Here is a 19,888-nt window from a genome sequence, read left to right as displayed (position 1 = left end):
TATCTCGTTTATTTTGAATTATATAGACTTATTTTAATGTTGATGTATTTTTTCAGAAGTGGTATATTAACATACGTCGCTTCGATGAGGAGCGAAAGGATACACCAGAAAAAACCAAAGAAAAAGCAGTTGACAGAGAGAAGATAATGTGGTAATATAGACGATGTCGCGATAAGCGGCGAGGGAAGAGAACCTTGAAAACCGAACAGTGAGATATGCGAGCAAAGGATATAAACATGAGAGTTTGATCCTGGCTCAGGACGAACGCTGGCGGCGTGCCTAACACATGCAAGTCGAGCGATCCGGCACTCAACTAAGCGCTTACAGAAAAAGAGAGAGAAAATGAGTAAACGCAAAGTTGAGTGCCGGATAGCGGCGGACGGGTGAGTAACGCGTGGACAATCTACCCTGTAGTTTGGGATAACACCTCGAAAGGGGTGCTAATACCGGATAATGTCAAGAAGTGGCATCACTTTTTGAAGAAAGGAGAAATCCGCTATAGGATGAGTCCGCGTCCCATTAGCTAGTTGGCGGGGTAAAAGCCCACCAAGGCGACGATGGGTAGCCGGCCTGAGAGGGTGAACGGCCACACTGGAACTGAGACACGGTCCAGACTCCTACGGGAGGCAGCAGTGGGGAATATTGTGCAATGGGGGAAACCCTGACACAGCGACGCCGCGTGAGCGAAGAAGGCCTTCGGGTCGTAAAGCTCAATAGTATGGGAAGATAGTGACGGTACCATACGAAAGCCCCGGCTAACTACGTGCCAGCAGCCGCGGTAATACGTAGGGGGCGAGCGTTGTCCGGAATTACTGGGCGTAAAGAGCACGTAGGCGGCTGTAAAAGTCAGATGTGAAAAACCTGGGCTCAACCGAGGGTGTGCATCTGAAACTAAACAGCTTGAGTCAAGGAGAGGAGAGCGGAATTCCTGGTGTAGCGGTGAAATGCGTAGAGATCAGGAAGAATACCAGTGGCGAAAGCGGCTCTCTGGACTTGAACTGACGCTGAGGTGCGAAAGCGTGGGGAGCAAACAGGATTAGATACCCTGGTAGTCCACGCCGTAAACGATGGATACTAGGTGTGGGTGAAGCATCATCCGTGCCGGAGTTAACGCAATAAGTATCCCGCCTGGGGAGTACGGCCGCAAGGTTGAAACTCAAAGGAATTGACGGGGGCCCGCACAAGCAGCGGAGCATGTGGTTTAATTCGAAGCAACGCGAAGAACCTTACCAGGGCTTGACATCCACAGAATCAGGTAGAAATACCAGAGTGCCTCGAAAGAGGAGCTGTGAGACAGGTGGTGCATGGTTGTCGTCAGCTCGTGTCGTGAGATGTTGGGTTAAGTCCCGCAACGAGCGCAACCCCTGTTGGTAGTTACCAGCGTAAAGACGGGGACTCTACCGAGACTGCCGTGGAGAACACGGAGGAAGGCGGGGATGACGTCAAATCATCATGCCCTTTATGCCCTGGGCTACACACGTGCTACAATGGCCTGAACAGAGGGCAGCGAAGGAGCGATCCGGAGCGAATCCCAGAAAACAGGTCCCAGTTCAGATTGCAGGCTGCAACCCGCCTGCATGAAGACGGAGTTGCTAGTAATCGCGGATCAGCATGCCGCGGTGAATACGTTCCCGGGCCTTGTACACACCGCCCGTCACACCACGAGAGTTTACAACACCCGAAGTCAGTGACCTAACCGAAAGGGAGGAGCTGCCGAAGGTGGGGTAAATGATTGGGGTGAAGTCGTAACAAGGTAGCCGTATCGGAAGGTGCGGCTGGATCACCTCCTTTCTAAGGAGCAAATCCTTACAACAAGGATAAGTAAAGAGTATTTATTTTAAGAGCGAACACATAGCGAAGTGTTCGAAAATGTGTCCGATGAATGAAGCGAGTGAAGCGTACGAGCGTGAAGGACCACGCGAGAGGCACTATGACAGGACGTCGTTAAGTGCCGTTAGCGAAACGAGCTGAAAGAATCGAAGACACATAGAACACGAAGCCTGTGTGAGCGAAAAAATAAATACGATATCTCACTGTTCAGTTTTGAGGGTTTAAGACCCTCAGATAAGTGAACCTTGAAAACTGCACAATGCTAAAAAAGGGTAACGAAAAAAACGAGGAAACAATAGGTCAAGTTAGAAAGGGCGTATGGTGGATGCCCAGGCACTTAGAGCCGAAGAAGGACGCAGCAAGCGGCGAAACGCTCCGGGGAGTCGCAAGCAGACGTAGATCCGGAGATCTCCGAATGGGGAAACCCGCTTAAGGTAATACTTAAGCATCCCATGGTGAACACATAGCCATGAGGAGGGGACACCGCGTGAACTGAAACATCTAAGTAGCGCGAGGAAAAGAAAGAAAGAATCGATTTCCTGAGTAGTGGCGAGCGAAAAGGAAAGAGCCCAAACCATCACCAATGGTGATGGGGTTTAGGACCACAAAAAAGGTATGAAAAAGCGAAGCCGAACAGACCTGGGAAGGCAGGCCAAAGAAGGTGAAAGCCCTGTAGGCGAAAGCGAAATATACCGAGTGGGATCCAGAGTACCACAGGATAGGCAACCCGGTGGGAAGACGGGAGGACCATCTCCCAAGGCTAAATACTCCTAAGTGACCGATAGCGCATAGTACCGTGAGGGAAAGGTGAAAAGAACCCCGGGAGGGGAGTGAAAGAGAACCTGAAACCATATGTCCACAAGCAGTGGAAGCGAAAGCAACCACGTACTTTTTGTAGAACGGACCGGCGAGTTATAGATATGCAGCGAGGTTAAGCGAAAGCGGAGCCGAAGCGAAAGCGAGTCTTAAAAGGGCGGAAGTTGCATATCATAGACCCGAAACCGTGCGACCTACCCATGATCAGGGTGAAGCCGGAGTAAGATCTGGTGGAGGCCCGAACCACGTTGACGTTGAAAAGTCATGGGATGAATTGTGGGTAGCGGAGAAATTCCAATCGAGCTCGGAGATAGCTGGTTCTCCCCGAAATAGCTTTAGGGCTAGCCTCAGGGGGAAGGAAATATGGAGGTAGAGCACTGAATGGACAAGGGGCCAAGAAGGTTACCGAAGCCTATCAAACTCCGAATGCCATATTGAGACCCTGGGAGTCAGACTACGAGTGATAAGATCCGTGGTCAAAAGGGAAAGAGCCCAGACCGACAGCTAAGGTCCCAAAGAGCATGTTAAGTGGGAAAGGAAGTAGGATTTCCAAGACAACCAGGATGTTGGCTTAGAAGCAGCCATACATTCAAAGAGTGCGTAATAGCTCACTGGTCGAGAAATCCCGCGCCGAAAATAAACGGGGCTAAAACATGCCACCGAAGCTACGGATTCTAAAAAGAATGGTAGGGGAGCGTACTGTACAGGGAGAAGGATAAGCGAAAGCGAATCTGGACAGTACAGTAGAGAGAATGCCGGTATAAGTAACGAGAGTAAGGCGAGAAACCTTACCGTCGAAAGCCTAAGGATTCCTGGGGAAGGATAATCCGCCCAGGGTAAGTCGGGACCTAAGCCGAGGCGAAAGCGTAGGCGATGGAGAACCGGTAATAAATCCGGTACCACCGAAATCCGCCAAAAGAGAAGCAAGGACGCAGCGAGATAAGAAAAGCGTGCGGTTGGTAGAGCACGTCCAAGCAGCGACGAAAAGAGCTTTGAGTGAAGTACCAAAGCTCATAAGAGCTGTGAAGGGGAGCCGTAAGGCGAAGTTTCGAAGGGGCTGCCAAGAAAAGTTGCTATCGAGGATTAGGTGCCCGTACCACAAACCGACACAGGTAGGCGAGGAGAGAATCCAAAGACGAGCGGGAGAACCCTCATTAAGGAACTCGGCAAAAAGACTCCGTAACTTCGGGAGAAGGAGTGCCGAAAGGCCGCAGAGAAGAGGCCCAAGCGACTGTTTACCAAAAACACAGGTTTCTGCTAAGTCGAAAGACGAAGTATAGGAGCTGACGCCTGCCCGGTGCTGGAAGGTTAAGGGGAAGGGTTAGGAGAAAATCCAAAGCTCAGAACTTAAGCCCCAGTAAACGGCGGCCGTAACTATAACGGTCCTAAGGTAGCGAAATTCCTTGTCGGGTAAGTTCCGACCTGCACGAAAGGCGTAACGACTTGGGCGCTGTCTTGAAGGGGGACCCGGTGAAATTGTAGTACTCGTGAAGATGCGAGTTACCCGCGACAGGACAGAAAGACCCCATGGAGCTTTACTGCAGCTTGTCACTGAATTTTAGTAATATCTGTACAGGATAGGTGGGAGGCTAAGATGTATGGGCGCCAGCCTATATGGAGCCAACGTTGGGATACCACCCTGATATTACCGAAATTCTAACATATAAGCCGTAAGCCGGCATATGGACACTGACAGGCGGGCAGTTTGACTGGGGCGGTCGCCTCCCAAAAAGTAACGGAGGCGTCCAAAGGTTACCTCAGCGCGGAAGGAAATCGCGCGAAAGAGTGCAAAGGCAGAAGGTAGCCTAACTGCGAGAAAGACAATTCGAGCAGGGACGAAAGTCGGGCTTAGTGATCCGGCGGTAGAGAATGGGATTGCCGTCGCTCAACGGATAAAAGCTACCCTGGGGATAACAGGCTGATCTCCCCCAAGAGTCCACATCGACGGGGAGGTTTGGCACCTCGATGTCGGCTCATCGCATCCTGGGGCTGAAGTAGGTCCCAAGGGTTGGGCTGTTCGCCCATTAAAGCGGTACGCGAGCTGGGTTCAGAACGTCGTGAGACAGTTCGGTCCCTATCCGTCGCGGGCGCAGGAAATTTGAGAGGATCTGCCCTTAGTACGAGAGGACCGGGGTGGACAAACCGATGGTGTACCAGTTGCGAAGCCATTCGCACAGCTGGGTAGCCAAGTTTGGAAGGGATAAACGCTGAAAGCATCTAAGCGTGAAACCCACCTCAAGATAAGATTTCCCATCCGAAAGGAGTAAGACACCTTGAAGAAGACGAGGTAGATAGGCCGGAGGTGTAAGAGTAGAAATACTTTTAGCTGACCGGTACTAATAAGTCGAGGACTTGACCAAAGGAAAGCATTGTGCAGTATTCAAAGTTCATTTAAAAGATTTCCGGTGGCAATAGCGGAGGTTAAAAACCCGTTCCCATACCGAACACGGTCCCAAATCGGGGTCCCCCGAAAAGTCGCAAGACTTTTTGGGGTGATAGTGAAGCCCTCCAGCGCCGATGGTACTGATTACTCGGGAGAGTAGGTCGCTGCCGGTAAAAATTTATAAAAGAGGTAGTCTGTTTTAAATGGACTATCTCTTTTTTTATACAATAATTATAAAAAAAGGAAAAAACACTTGATAAAAATGCAAAATTATAGTAAACTTAATTGTGCATATATGATTTAAAAAGTTATTTAACTTTTACATAATTTACATAATTGTAGTACAATATATTTATCAATAGCGATGAGGAAGGGTAAATGTTATGAAAAAGGTAACTATACAAGATATTGCTAATGAGCTAAATCTATCGCGAAATACTGTTTCAAAGGCATTAAAAAATAGTGATAAAGTATCTTATGAAACAAAATACAATGTTGTAAAGAAAGCAAATGAGTTAGGATATTCAAAACTTCCTTCTAGTTTATTAAATTTATTTAAGATAAAAGAAAAAGACGATGTTAAAACATTTATCGTGTTGGCTAGGAGAGAAATATCTCCATTTTGGAATAGCATTGTGATGGGAATTGCTGATGAACTAAAAGAAAGAGGAAACAAATTACAGCTTGATTTTGTTAGTGATGAAGATGAAGAAAATATCATTCTTCCGATAGAATTAGATGGAGATGTTTCTGGTATTATTATATTAAGTGTTTTTTCAAATAAATATATAGATGAAATAAAAAAATACAAAATTCCTATGGTTTTTCTAGATGCACCTGTTGATATTTCAAGTATAGCTTACGATTATGATATAATTATTCCTGAAGGTAAAAAAAGCATAGAAACAATAACTAAAGATCTTATTGCAAAAGGGTGTAAGAAAATTGGTTTCATAGGGGATATAACTTATTGTAAATCTATTAATGACCGGTTTAAAGGATATTTAAAAGCATTAAATGATGCTGGCATACCGTTAGATGAGTCCATCATTGCAACATATCATACGGAGCATAAATTTTATGTAACAGAAGAAGTTGAAAAGGCTCTTAATGGGTTTGCATATATACCGGACGCAATTGTTTGTGCTAATGATAATATTGCATTAGATGTTGTGTGTTATTTAAAAGATAAAGGTATATCAGTACCTGATGATGTAGCTGTTACAGGATATGATGATTTGGAAAGTATGGCTAAAGTTATAGAACCATATCTTACGACTGTTCGTGTTGGCAATCAAAGGTTGGGTAGGCGACTTGTTCAGCAACTAATGTGGAGAATTGAAAATCCTACTTTTCCAACAGAAGTGATATTTATTTATACGGATGTTATCTTTAGAAAATCTTCAGAAAAAATCATTCATAGCCAGCATGCTGACATATTTAATTAAAAATTTGATTTGTTATTGTTAAAGATTCTTTTATGCACTGTGAAGTTGCAATATTAATTTAACTTACACTGTGCAAAAAGAGTCTTTTTAATTTTAATAATTATTAAGAATAATTTTGTTTTTCACGCATTAATAGTGCATTAAATGTTGCAAAATAACTATATAATGATAATTGGTTGCCAATGTAAAATATAATAATGTAAGTAAAAAAAATACAAGAAATTATTCTGATAAGGATTGCATTAGATTAAAATATCTGCTATAATATAATTAGTCAATATAAATGCAATAATAATGCATAATAAATACATAATAAATACACAATTTATACACATCTCAAAGAAGGGGATTGAAAGCATGAGATATTTAAGGTATTTATTATTTACAATAATGCTTTTAATTTTTAGCTACAATTTAGTATTTGCTTCAACAGGTGATAATTCTACAAGTGTAAAACTCAACAGGTATTATGAAAATTATAAAGAGATTCTTAATGAGGCAGAGATAAAGGGGATTAATTACAACGAATATTTAAAAGAACATGATACGAAGTTAAGACCAAATGTAAAATATGAAATCGATGCAAAGGATTATATAAATACAAATGGTATGCAGGTAAGGGAATATGCCAATTATAAAGGAATGGGCGGTATATCAATATATATTGGGGAAAAAGGATATATTGATTATAATGTCAATATAGAAGAGGAAGGTTTTTATGATATATCTATTGTCTATTATCCCATTGAAGGGACGGGTGGGCCAATTCAAAGAGCTATATTTGTTGACAGTTCTTTGCCATATAAAGAGCTTGGATTGATTGAGTTTCAAAGAATATATGTTAATGCAACAAATAAATGGCAGAGGGATAATAGAGGTAATGACATAATACCAGAACAAAAAGAAAAACCTGATTGGATAACAAGTTATTGTTATGATAGTGAAGGTTATGTTACAGAAAACCTTTCTTTGTATCTGACTAAGGGTGTTCATAAAATTACACTCTACTCTGTACGAGAGCCAATGTTACTTCGCAAGATAATATTAGATAATTCATCAAAAGTTTTGCCATACAGTGAGGTTATTAAGAATCTTGATGGAAAGAGAATGAAAGATACTTTAAATCAAGAGATCCAAATTGAAGCAGAAGATGCAAACAGGAAATCTTCACCTATGCTTCATCCTACACAAGATAAATCATCCCCTTCTGTATATCCGTATAGTGCAAAAGAGTTAAAAAATAATACAATAGGTAGTGATGGTAATTGGAGTATCGTTGGACAATGGTTAGAGTGGGACTTTAATGTACCAGAAAGTGGATATTACTACATTACAATGAATGTACGACAAAATTTCGTAAGAGGAATTTATACTTCCAGAAAGATAACAATAGATGGGAAAGTCCCGTTTGATGAAATGAATAGTTATGGTTTTACGTACAATAGTCAATGGCATATGGTTACATTAGAAAATTCTAAAGGTGAGAAATATAAATTTTATTTAGAAACGGGAAAGCATACCATCAGAATGGAAGTTGTTTTAGGAAATTTTGGTAACATAGTTTCACAAATTCAGGGCGTTATGCAAGAACTTAATTCAACTTATAGGAAAGTAATTCGCATAACAGGAGTTGATCCAGATAGTTATAGAGATTATAATATAGAACAAAATATACCCGAATTAGATAAAGAATTAATAGATGAGAGAAATAAGCTCAATGCTGCCATAAAAGATCTTCAAAAAGTTGCAGGAACAGGTAGCGATAGGGAAGCTGCATTAAGTACTATGGTAGCTGATTTAAATTACGTAATTCCTGATGTTGAAAGACTTCCTGCTATATTAGGAGCTTTCAAAATGGACATTAGTGCATTAGGGACATGGATTACAGGTGTCGTGAATCAGCCTTTAGCTGTTGACGTGATTTACATACATTCACCAAATGTAAAAATTACAGAAAGAGATAATTCTATCTGGAATAGATTTGTACATGAGGTCAAGACTTTATATTATTCATTTGTAATCGATTATAATGCTATTGGCAATGTTGCAAAAGGAGGACGGGGTACAAGGACAATTACAGTATGGATTGGCACTGGAAGGGATCAGGCAAATGTTCTTAAAAAATTGATTGATGAGACATTTACGCCAAAAACCAATATCAATGTTAATGTCATGCTTGTGGATATTAACATGCTTTTACCAGCTACTTTAGCAGGGCAAGGTCCTGATGTTGCTGTTCAAGTTGCTACTGATTTACCAATGAATTATGGATTGCGTAATGCTGTAGTAGATTTGAGAAAGTTTAGAGACTTAGCTGATGTAAAGGAACAATTTAGGGAAAGTGCCATGGTACCATATGAGTTTGGCGGACATACATTTGCGCTACCTGAGACTCAGACTTGGCCGATGATGTTTTATAGAAAAGATATTTTGGATGAATTAGGACTAAAAGTACCGGAGACGTGGGATGAAATGGAATCAGCACTTTCGGTATTAAGTAAAAATCAAATGGATCTTGGAATGTTACCGGACGAGAATATTTTTGCAATGTTATTATATCAAAATGGTGGAAAATATTATAATTCTTATGCTACATCTTCAGAATTAGATAGCGATGTGGCAGTAAAAGCATTTAAAGAGTATTGTAAATTTTATACAGATTATAAACTGGATACGCAGAATCCAGTAGATCAAAGATTTAGAACTGGTGAGGCTCCGATTGTAATTGCAGATTATACTTTGTATAATCAACTTCAAGTTTCTGCACCTGATATAAAGGGACTATGGGGATTTAGCATGGTTCCCGGTACAGTAACGAAAGACGGAAAGATAGATTATTCTGTTGGAAGTACTGGAACTGCTACTATAATGTTAAAACAAACGAAAAATGAAGAAGCTTCTTGGGAATTCATGAAATGGTGGGTTTCTACAGATACGCAAATAAGGTATAGTCAAGAGTTGGAGGCTTTGATGGGAGCTGCCGCTAGATATCCTACAGCAAATATCAAAGCATTTGAAAGCTTGCCATGGCCGTCTGACGATTATGATGCCTTAAAAAGCCAAGCGGAATGGGTCAAAGGGATTCCACAGATACCTGGAAGCTATTTCACATGGCGAAATATAAACAATGCATTTTATACAGTCGTTTTTGCCGAAAACAATAACAAAATGGAGCCAAGAGAAGCTCTTACAGAATATGTAAGGTATATTAACGATGAGATTACGTTTAAGAGGCAAGAATTTGGGCTTTCAATTCCTAAAAAATAAGGAGAGAGAATAATGAATCAATTAGATGTTGCTTTAGATCAACCAATGATAAATGTTGAAAGAAGACATAGAGACGAATGGTCACTGAAAGCTAAAATAATGAAGAATAAGACGTCGTATATAATGATAGCACCTTATTTTATATTATTTTTTCTATTCACTGTCCTACCTGTACTGATGTCGATGGCATTGAGCTTTACAAATTTTAATGTTTTAGAACCACCCAAATTTATAGGCTGGAATAACTATGTTAGGGCCTTTTTAGAGGATGATGTTTTTAGAATTGCTATAAGAAATACATTGATATTTGCAGTTATAACTGGACCAATAAGTTATGTAATGTGTCTTTTATTCGCATGGATGATAAACGAATTTAACGGTAAACTCAGGACGTTCCTTACATTAATATTTTACGCACCATCGATATCAGGGAATGCTTATGTAATATGGAATTATGTATTAAGAGGGGACAGATATGGGATTTTGAATGGAATATTATTAGCACTAAATATTATAAATGCACCAATAGTTTGGATGAAAACAGAAAAGTACGTTATGACATTTTTGATTATTGTCCAATTATGGCTGAGCCTTGGAACAGGGTTCTTAACGTTTATAGCAGGATTACAGACAATTGACAAATCAATGTATGAAGCTGCTGCTATTGATGGCATAAAAAATAGATGGCAGGAACTTTGGTACGTGACGCTACCTTCCATGAAGCCTCAACTACTGTTTGGAGCTGTAATGCAAATAACTCAGTCATTTGCTGTTGCAGATATATCAATACAACTGGCCGGTAATCCAAGTGTCAATTATTCAGGAGCAACTATAGTGACGCACTTGATGGATTATGGATCTATAAGATATGAAATGGGATATGCTTCTGCTATTGCTACTATTCTATTTTTATTGATGGTTGGTTCAAATAAATTAATTGGAAAGCTTCTCAGAAGGGTAGGTAACTGAAATGATAAATGATAAAGTGAGTTTAAAATTTCACTTTCATATAAAAAGGCATAAAAAAATAAACCGGTCGATGGCAGGCAATGTTATTTTATTTATATTTATGGGCATAGCGGGAATATTTATGGCAATTCCATTGGTGTATGTAGTAAGTAATGCATTTAAACCTTTGGATGAATTATTTAGATATCCACCGACTTTGTTTCCAAGACATATTACAACTAATAATTTTTCGGACTTGTTTGTGCTTATGTCAAACTCGTGGGTACCATTTAGTAGATATATATTAAATACGATTATTATAGCAGGTGGTGGAACTTTGGGTCATGTAATTGTAGCATCATTAGCAGCTTATCCATTAGCAAAACATGATTTTCCTGGGAAAAATCTTTTATTTAGCATGGTTGTACTGTCACTCATGTTTACATGGCAGGTAACACAAGTGCCTAACTATTTGATTATATCAAAATTAGGAATTAATAATACTTATTTAGCTGTTATTTTGCCGGCATTTGCTTATGGATTAGGATTGTACTTAATGAAGCAATTTATGGAACAAATACCAGATTCGCTTTTGGAGTCAGCTAGACTTGATGGAGCAAGTGAATTTAGGATTTTTTGGTCAATTGTAATGCCTAATGTAAAACCAGCATGGTTAACTCTTGCAATATTGCAGTTTCAAACGATGTGGGGCAATACAGGAAGCCAGTTTTTAAGGGATGAGCAATTGAAACCACTCCAATATGCATTATTTCAAATTGTCAATAGCGGGCCTGCAAGACAAGGAGCTGCGGCAGTTGTTACTTTGATTATTGCAGCTGTACCAATAATATTTTTCCTAATTTTTAATAGCAGCATTATAGAGACAATGACGACATCAGGTATGAAAGAATAAGGGTGAAAAAAATGGTATATAAAAGAGTTTTAGCATTTATAGCGATTATAATGTTAATATTATCAGATTCAGTTTATGCTTTATCATATATGAATGTCCCATATTACACTTATAATTACGATTATTGGGGAAATATTTATTACACCCCACCTGCTTATATTCCGCAAAATGTTTTAAGTGGTGTTGGTATTGGATGTGGAGATTTTAAAAATCCACAAGATATATTTGTGGATGACAATAAGAAGTTATACATAGCTGATACAGGGAATAATCGAATAGTTGTATACGATTTGAATGATAAAAAAGTATCGGAAATAAAGGGCTTCGTTAATAATGGAGTTGAAGAATCTTTTAAGTCTCCATCAGGTATATATGTGACAAACGACGGTAAAATTTACATCGCTGATACTGGCAGTAACCGAGTTGTAGCACTTAATAGTGATGGTACATTGTATAAAATAATTAAAAATCCTGAATCGAAAGATTTAGGCAAAAATTTTCAGTTTTCGCCACTTAAGGTTGCTGTTGATTATGCAGGCAGAGTATATGTAATTGCTAAAAATTTATTTGAAGGAATAATGTCTTTTGATAATGAAGGAAATTTTACTGGATTTGTAGGCACAATATATGTAAATATAAGCCCGTATGAAAAAATATGGAGAAAGTTATCAACAAAAGCACAAAGGAAAAGTCAAATACAATTTATTCCAACCGAATTTACAGGAATTGATATAACATCAGATGGTTTCTTATATGCTACAAATATAGATGCAAATGGTAAACAATCTGTTAGGAAGTTGAATCCTAAAGGGCAAGATATTATAAAGATGAACAATAATAATTCAAAGCAAACAGGGACACTAAGTGGTGATCTATTTTGGAGACTTAGCGGGAACTACTCTGGGGCATCCCAAATTATTGATGTAACATATAGAGATAATGGAATATATTCAATTTTGGATAGAAGAAGAGGAAGAATATTTACATACGATGATGAAGGAGATCTCCTGTATATATTTGGTGGACTTGGGAGCCAAGAAGGTACTTTTAAAAACCCGATTGCCATTGACACGATAGGCGACGAAATACTTGTTTTGGATATGGGCAGAGGGAATATAACTATATTTGTTCCAACAGAATACGGGAGTCTTATAAATAAAGCAGTCTCAGAAAGGTACAATGGCGATGAAGCATCAGCAGTGGAATTGTGGAAAAGAGTTATAAAACTTGATTCAAATTTTGAATTGGCTTATGTTGGTGTTGGAAAATCATATCTTGCTTCTGGAGAAAACAAAGAAGCCATGAAATATTTTAAATTAGGCATGGATAGAACATATTACTCTATTGCTTATAGGAGATATAGAGATGACATTTTAAAGAAAAATCTTGGATATATTTTAACTGTTATTATTGTTTTAATTGCAATATATGTTATAAAGAGATTGCTTAAAAGAAAAAAGATAAAAAAAGATGGTGGTTCAGTGTATGAGTATTGATAGAGAAAAATTGCTATATCCATTTTATGTAATGATACATCCATTTGATGGATTTTATGAAGTACGCAACAGAAATAAAGGTAGTGTTGCCATTGCGTTAATATTAGTTTTTCTATTTGGTTTGTCATTTTCACTTAGAAGAAATTATGCAGGTTTTGTAGTGAATTTTGTAGATCCTCGGTCAGTTGATAGCAGGACAGAAATTATTGCCGTTTTTTTGGCAGTATTCTTGTTTGCCATATCAAATTGGTCTATAACAAGTCTGACAGAGGGTGAAGGCAGATTTAAAGATATACTAGTTGTTATAGGATATTCTTTACTGCCAATGATATTGACGTATACACCTGCATTAGTTATATCATGGTTTATTGCACAAGGAGAAGGTAGTTATTATTATCTCTTAATCAATGCTGCTACGTTATTTACGGTTATTTTAATGATTATAGGGATTATGACTATTCATAATTATACATTTGGCAAAACGTTAATTACGATTGTATTTACATTTATTGCATTGTTACTTATTCTCTTTTTGATATTACTGCTTCTCTTTTTGATACAACAAGTTTGGCTATTTATACAAAGCTTGTACATAGAAATGATTCTAAGAGTATAGGAGTGCGGAATATGAAAACTATAAAAAGATATCAATTGCCAATTGTTTTTATAATTATTGTTGGATGTATCGTTTCGTATATATCATATGTATATTTTCATTATTATGCATTCGAAGCATATAAAAGTGTATTATCAAAATATAATTATGAGAAAGGCAGCAGTTTTACACCATTAAAAGACAACAAACCTGAAATAGATGGTATGGTTTTGGCTGCTGAAAATGATATTTTGAAATTATATACAAAAACAAAGACGACAGAAATTGCTATATACGATAAAAGATCAGGGCAAATAATCTATTCTAATCCGGTGGATAGAGAAAATGATAAAATTGCAAACAATGTAAATAAGGTGGCTCTCAATTCGCAGTTTACTGTGACCTATTATGATTCAAATATGACTGAAAGTACAATGTACAATTACGATTCAAGTGTTATAAAAGGACAGTATAAAGTTGAGTCTATAAAAAATGGTATAAGATATATATATTTATTAGGCAACTTAGAGAGCCCTACTGGAATTGTACCTAAATATATTACTGAAGAGCGATTAAACAAGGTCTTAAGTAAGCTAAATGAAAATGATGCAGACATAATTAGATATAACTATATTAAGTCAAAGAACTTAGATGATTTTTTAGAGCTTACAACTGGTGCATTAAATAATAAAATTGGAATGCAAAAGATGAATTCTTTATTTGAAAAAGCTGGTTATACAAGAGAAGATTTTGATGCAGATAATAAAGCTGCAATCAAAGCCGGCGCAAAGATGGAAGAACGTACTACGTTTAATATACCTTTAGAATACAGACTTGATGGTGATAAACTAATCGTTTCTATTCCAACTGGGAAAATTGTTGAGACTGGTAGCGGAAAGATTGCAAAAATAGATTTATTAAACTATTTTGATGCGGGAAACATGAATGAAAAAGGTTATATATTTGTTCCTAATGGTTCAGGATCATTGATTTACTTCAACAATGGCAAAAAGGTTGAAGATTATAGACAAGACGTTTATGGAGAAGATGATGCAACTAAAACGTATGATGCTGTAGAAAAGATTCAAAAAGTAAGATTGCCTGTATTTGGAATTAAACATGACAGAAGTGCAGTTTTTGCAGAAATAACAAATGGAGATGCATTAGCCACTATTGTAGCGGGTGTTTCGGGTAATATCAATAGTTATAATTATGTATATCCTTCTTTCACATTAAGAGGCACCGAAAAAGTTTCAATGTTTGGAGCTACGGGTGCATCTGCTGATTTGCCATCAGTTGAAAAAAATATGTACAATCTTGATATTAATGTTTCATATGCTTTTTTAAATGATGATGATGCAGATTATTCGGGTATGGCTAATTATTACAGAAATGAATTAATAAATAGAAAAGTTTTGAATGAAAAACAAGATAATAAATCAATACCATTTTATTTGGATATTGTTGGAGGAGTTAAAATACAAAAAAATATACTTGGTATACCTCATATGGAAGTATTTCCTATGACAACATTTAAGGAAGCCGGCGTTATGATTGATGACTTTATTAAAAATGGAGTATCTAACATAAAAGTAAATTATTTGGGTTGGTTTAATGGTGGTTATTATCATGATGTTGCGACGAAGATAAATGTAGTGAAATCACTTGGAGGTAGGAAAGGTTTAGAAGAATTAAATAGCAAATTAAAAGCATCAGGACAAACTCTGTTTGGAGATGTATCATTTCAGAAGATTTCATATGAAGCAAAAAATTTTAATTGGAAAATGGAGGCATCAAGATATTATTCTGGGTACGTTGTATCATTTGGTTTACCCAACCCTGCTACAATGAGAGAAACAGGGGGACTTGGATACTATGAAAATAACTACTATATTCTATCTCCTAAGTTTTTGATTAGACATGTTTCTCAATTTGATAATGCAATTAAAAGTATAGATATATCTGGAATATCATTAAGGGATTTAGGAGATACATTGTCATCCGATAAACGAAGAACGGATGTGATTGATCGTCAAGAAGCAGAAGAAATTGTAATTAATCAAATAAAAGATTTATCGCAAATTAAAAAAGACATAATGATTCAAGGTGGAAATATGTATTCTCTAGCATATGCTACTGATTTAGAAAATGTTCCTTCTGTAGACAATAAGTTTTATATAGTGGATGCAGAAATTCCATTTTATGAGATGGTTGTGCATGGATACGTAAATTATACTGATACGCCGATAAATCTCAATGGTGGTTTTGATAAGCAAGAAACAATACTTCATTTAATTGAATACGGATTATCTCCGCGGTTTACTTTATCGTATAAGGATTCCAGCGAAATGAAATATTCAAGTTTGAATTACTTTTATTCTACGCAGTATAACATATGGATTAAAGATGCCATTGATATTTACAAAAAGGTGAATGATGTTCTTAAATGTGTTGCGAATAGTGCAATAGTTGATTATCAATCTGTTGAACCAGGTATAAATAAAATATCATATGAGAATGGTTATACGATATATGTAAATCATAACGATGAGGACATAAGTATAGATGGTATAAATGTAGCAGGCAAGAGTTATGTATTAGAGGGGGCTAAATAATGAACAAGAGGTTAACGCTTAAACAAAGAAATGCTATCATTGGTTTAACATTTATCTTGCCATGGTTAATAGGCTTTTTGATTTATTATGTAGGGAGCTTGTTTTTAACGATTCAGTTTTCTCTAAGTAAAGTAATAATAGGCAAGACTGGTGGATATACTACATCATTTATAGGCATTAGTAATTTCAAAAATACTTTGTTAGTAGATCCAAATTTTAATCAGGTTTTGGTCAATTCAATCATTGATATTTTGATTGATATACCATTCATCATATTTTTTAGTTTGTTTATTGCTATCTTGTTAAATCAAAAATTTAAAGGTAGAGCTTTTGTTAGAGCAATATTTTTCCTCCCTATTTTGTTGACAGCGGGAGCAGTTCAATCTAGCTTACAATTAGCAACACAGCATATTATGGGTGGTGCAAGCGCAATGATGAAAGAATTAACCCCATCTATTGGAGTAAATGTCAACTATTTTTTAGGCATTTTTCAGGAATTAGGATTACCCTCTGTTTTAGTTGACTATGTTACAAGTTTGGTGTCTAGGATTTTCGATATTGTTAGGGCTTCAAGTGTACAGATAATAATATTTATTGCAGCTTTACAGTCAATACCTAATTCATTATATGAATCTGCAAAAATAGAAGGTGCTACAAGTTATGAAATTTTCTGGAAAATAACGCTTCCTATAGTTACTCCTTTAATATTAGCAAATGTTGTTTACACAGTAGTTGACTCATTTGTCAATAGCAATGTAGTTGAACTGGCATTCAATGAAGCCTTTACAAATTATAACTATGGACTAAGTGCAGCAATGAGCATATTAAGTACAGTTGCAATACTTTTAATATTAGGGTTAATAACTTTATTTATAAGCAGAAGAACATTCTACTACAATTAGAAAGGAGGAAACTGATTTGCCAATCAGCGTTATAAAGGCATATGTAAAAAATTTTGATAAAATCACTATAGATTCTAATACATTGTCAAAGTATTATGGTAAGCTAAAAGGTTGGCTTTTTACGTTGTTTAAATTTTCAATATTGTTAGGTCTATCTTACATAATATTAGGACCACTAATAAATATATTCAGTAATTCGTTCTTTTCATCAGAGGATGTATATAATCCTGCAGTTTTTATGATACCTATAAAACCTACTTTAAATAACTACCATTTGGCTTTATTGAGATTAGATTATTTTAGTACGTTAGGGCATACGTTAATATATATCATAACTATTACATTGATACAGATATTAATTACATCGATGGTAGGATATGGTTTTGCACGATTTGATTTTCCTTTAAAAAATCTTCTATTCAGTTGTGTGATAATTACTATAGTTTTGCCGACACATACGATCATGTTACCTCTGTATCAGCATTTTAGAAATTGGGATCTTTTAGGTGTATTTAGATTATTAGGTATGAAACCTATTAACCTACTTTCATCTGAAACGCCAATGTACTTAATGACGATATTTGGAACGGGATTGAGATCTGGACTATTTATTTATATATTCAGACAATTTTTCAGAGGATTGCCAAAAGAACTTGAAGAAGCGGCGTTTATAGATGGAGCTGGTCCATGGTATACGTTTTTTAGGATAATGTTAGTAAATGCTATGCCAGCAGTGATTACAGTAGCTGTATTTTCTATGGTATGGCAGTACAATGATACATTTTATTCGCAATTATTTACTATGCCAACAGATCATATATTGACACTTAGATTATCTACAATTCAAGCAACATTGGAATTTATTGATAAAATAAGGGATCCCATGGTATCACAGCTGGCTGTGTATGCAGGTACAATTCTAATAATTTTACCAATATTAGTAATATATTTATTGTTGCAGAAGTATTTGGTAGAAGGTATAGAGAGAAGCGGCATTGTAGGATAGTCTATAAATCTAATTTAACTTGGTTTTCAAGGATTCTTTACTTACTGTACAAACTATAAGTTAGGCTAATGGTAAGTAAAGAAATCCTATGAAAATATAGGCATAACAAAAATATATGTTATGCTGATTAATCAAATAAGAGGAGGTTTTAAAAATGAGTAAGAAGCTCATCGCGGTATTTTTAGCATTAGTCTTAATTTTCTCACTTGCAGGGTGTTCTAACAGCAACAGTACTAAGACAAGTGATAAGACGACATCAACGACAACGGATAACAATTCGGCTACAAAAACTGAAGCAAAACAAGACGAAAGAGATGTTCGCTATCCAGCATTTGATTTTGGCGGTAAGACTATAAAAGTCGGCTTATGGTGGGACTATTATTATGACAGTGACAATACTAGCATAAATGATGATCCAAATCTTAGCAATGCAAAGACTGCACAGATGAGGTTAGACAATGTAAGGAGAATAGAGAAAAAATACAATGTAAAGATCAAATTTGAAAATTTAACTTGGGATGGTATTATAAAAAGCATAAATACATCAATACCTGCTGGAACCCCTGAGTGCGATATTTACTTAACGGATTTGCAATTTGGCATTCCTGCAGTAGCCCATGGATTAGCTCAGGATTTAAGCAAAATTGCACCTAAAAATAGTGACTTATTTAATGACAATAAAATAGTCAGACCTTTGAAAGTAAATGGAGGAACTTATTTATTTCAAGAACAGGGATTGCAGACGAGTGGAATATTCTTAGGGTACAATGCTACTATGATAAAAGAATTAGGATTGGAAGACCCGCAAGAACTGTATAAGAATGGCCAATGGACATGGGATAAATTCGAGGAGTATTGCAAGAAAGGAACAAGAGATACTAGTGGCGATGGAGTAGCAGATGTATATGGATTCGGTGGAGTCTTTACTGATTTAGTTAATGGATTGATGATGAATAATGGTGGCTCAATAGCTGCTACTAAAACTGAGGGATTAAGTTCAAAGCCTACGATGGAGACACTAGATTTTATAAATAAATTATACAATGTAGATCATTCTGCTAGACCTTGGAATACACAAGACTGGAATGACAATTTGTTGGCATGGTCATCAGGAAAAGTTATGTTCTGGACTGCTCAAGCATGGCTATTAAAACAAGAAGCAGATAAAGCATCTTCTAATGGTGGCTCTGGATTGCCATTTGATTACAAAATAGTTCCATACCCAGTTGGACCCAGTGGTGATGGAAAATTATACAGTCCTGTACAAGGAAACTGGTATATGATACCTGTTGGGGTAAAAGACGCAGATAAGGTATATCAAATATTTGAGGATTTCTTGGATTGGTACAATGGAGATACAAGTCTAAGAGATGATCCTACATGGTTTGAAAGCTGCTTCCAAAACGAAGATGATGTGAAATTAGCTTTAGATTGTGATCAAAACCAAAAGCTTGACATATGGTCATCATTGTCAAGTTCAGGATTTGATTTTGGTGCAACGATTTGGCAGCCAATTATAGTAGATAAGAAAAGTACTGTTGCACAAGCAGTGGAAGCTGCAAAACCAGTTTTGCAAGGTGCATTGGATAAATTCTGGAGTGGCAGTCAGCAATAATTAAATATAGATTAAAACAAAAAATTATATTGTAAGGTTATAGTGCTAATTAAT

The 19,888-nt window shown here is 36.9% G+C and carries 10 protein-coding genes and 3 rRNA genes; all 13 read left to right on the top strand.

What is annotated here, in order from left to right:
* Window positions 1-232 precede the first annotated feature (232 nt).
* Window positions 233-1,791: ribosomal RNA gene (locus GSH73_RS10545) — 16S ribosomal RNA — on the top strand.
* A gap of 337 nt (window positions 1,792-2,128) precedes the next feature.
* Window positions 2,129-5,006 (top strand): 23S ribosomal RNA (locus GSH73_RS10540).
* Between the two features lie 41 nt (window positions 5,007-5,047).
* A 5S ribosomal RNA gene (gene rrf / locus GSH73_RS10535) occupies window positions 5,048-5,202 on the top strand.
* Together the 16S, 23S and 5S rRNA genes form the textbook arrangement of a ribosomal RNA operon.
* Before the next feature lie 210 nt (window positions 5,203-5,412).
* The gene (locus GSH73_RS10530; RefSeq protein ID WP_014758051.1) at window positions 5,413-6,477 is read left to right on the top strand and encodes a LacI family DNA-binding transcriptional regulator; all 1,065 of its coding nucleotides are present in this window, start codon (window positions 5,413-5,415) and stop codon (window positions 6,475-6,477) included.
* Window positions 6,478-6,834: 357 nt separating this feature from the next.
* Window positions 6,835-9,744 (top strand): extracellular solute-binding protein, encoded by a 2,910-nt coding sequence (locus GSH73_RS10525; RefSeq protein ID WP_014758052.1) that lies wholly within the window; start codon window positions 6,835-6,837, stop codon window positions 9,742-9,744.
* A gap of 12 nt (window positions 9,745-9,756) precedes the next feature.
* Entirely contained in the window at window positions 9,757-10,713 is a 957-nt protein-coding gene (locus GSH73_RS10520) for a carbohydrate ABC transporter permease (RefSeq protein ID WP_014758053.1), read from the top strand.
* Window positions 10,714-10,834: 121 nt separating this feature from the next.
* Window positions 10,835-11,605 carry a carbohydrate ABC transporter permease gene (locus tag GSH73_RS10515; RefSeq protein ID WP_233432536.1) on the top strand — a complete coding sequence of 257 codons (771 nt, stop codon included), beginning with the start codon at window positions 10,835-10,837 and terminating at the stop codon, window positions 11,603-11,605.
* Between the two features lie 11 nt (window positions 11,606-11,616).
* Complete coding sequence (locus tag GSH73_RS10510) at window positions 11,617-13,101, top strand: NHL repeat-containing protein (protein ID WP_014758055.1); 1,485 nt, start codon at window positions 11,617-11,619, stop codon at window positions 13,099-13,101.
* Window positions 13,091-13,717: a Yip1 family protein gene (locus GSH73_RS10505; protein ID WP_014758056.1), complete on the top strand. Its 627-nt coding sequence runs from the start codon at window positions 13,091-13,093 to the stop codon at window positions 13,715-13,717. Before GSH73_RS10510 ends, GSH73_RS10505 begins: the two co-directional genes overlap by 11 nt.
* Window positions 13,718-13,728: 11 nt before the next feature.
* Window positions 13,729-16,311 carry a DUF5696 domain-containing protein gene (locus GSH73_RS10500; RefSeq protein ID WP_014758057.1) on the top strand — a complete coding sequence of 861 codons (2,583 nt, stop codon included), beginning with the start codon at window positions 13,729-13,731 and terminating at the stop codon, window positions 16,309-16,311.
* Window positions 16,311-17,213, top strand: coding sequence for a carbohydrate ABC transporter permease (locus tag GSH73_RS10495; RefSeq protein ID WP_014758058.1), 903 nt, complete (start codon window positions 16,311-16,313; stop codon window positions 17,211-17,213). Before GSH73_RS10500 ends, GSH73_RS10495 begins: the two co-directional genes overlap by 1 nt.
* Window positions 17,214-17,229: 16 nt before the next feature.
* Window positions 17,230-18,219, top strand: coding sequence for a carbohydrate ABC transporter permease (locus GSH73_RS10490; RefSeq protein WP_014758059.1), 990 nt, complete (start codon window positions 17,230-17,232; stop codon window positions 18,217-18,219).
* 154 nt (window positions 18,220-18,373) lie between these two features.
* The gene (locus tag GSH73_RS10485; RefSeq protein WP_014758060.1) at window positions 18,374-19,834 is read left to right on the top strand and encodes an ABC transporter substrate-binding protein; all 1,461 of its coding nucleotides are present in this window, start codon (window positions 18,374-18,376) and stop codon (window positions 19,832-19,834) included.
* The last annotated feature ends 54 nt before the right edge of the window (window positions 19,835-19,888 follow it).

The sequence above is a fragment of the Thermoanaerobacterium aotearoense genome (assembly GCF_009905255.1).
Taxonomy (GTDB): domain Bacteria; phylum Bacillota; class Thermoanaerobacteria; order Thermoanaerobacterales; family Thermoanaerobacteraceae; genus Thermoanaerobacterium; species Thermoanaerobacterium aotearoense.
The sequence above is the reverse complement of the archived record's forward strand: the minus strand, read 5'-3'. Positions and strand labels throughout refer to the sequence as shown.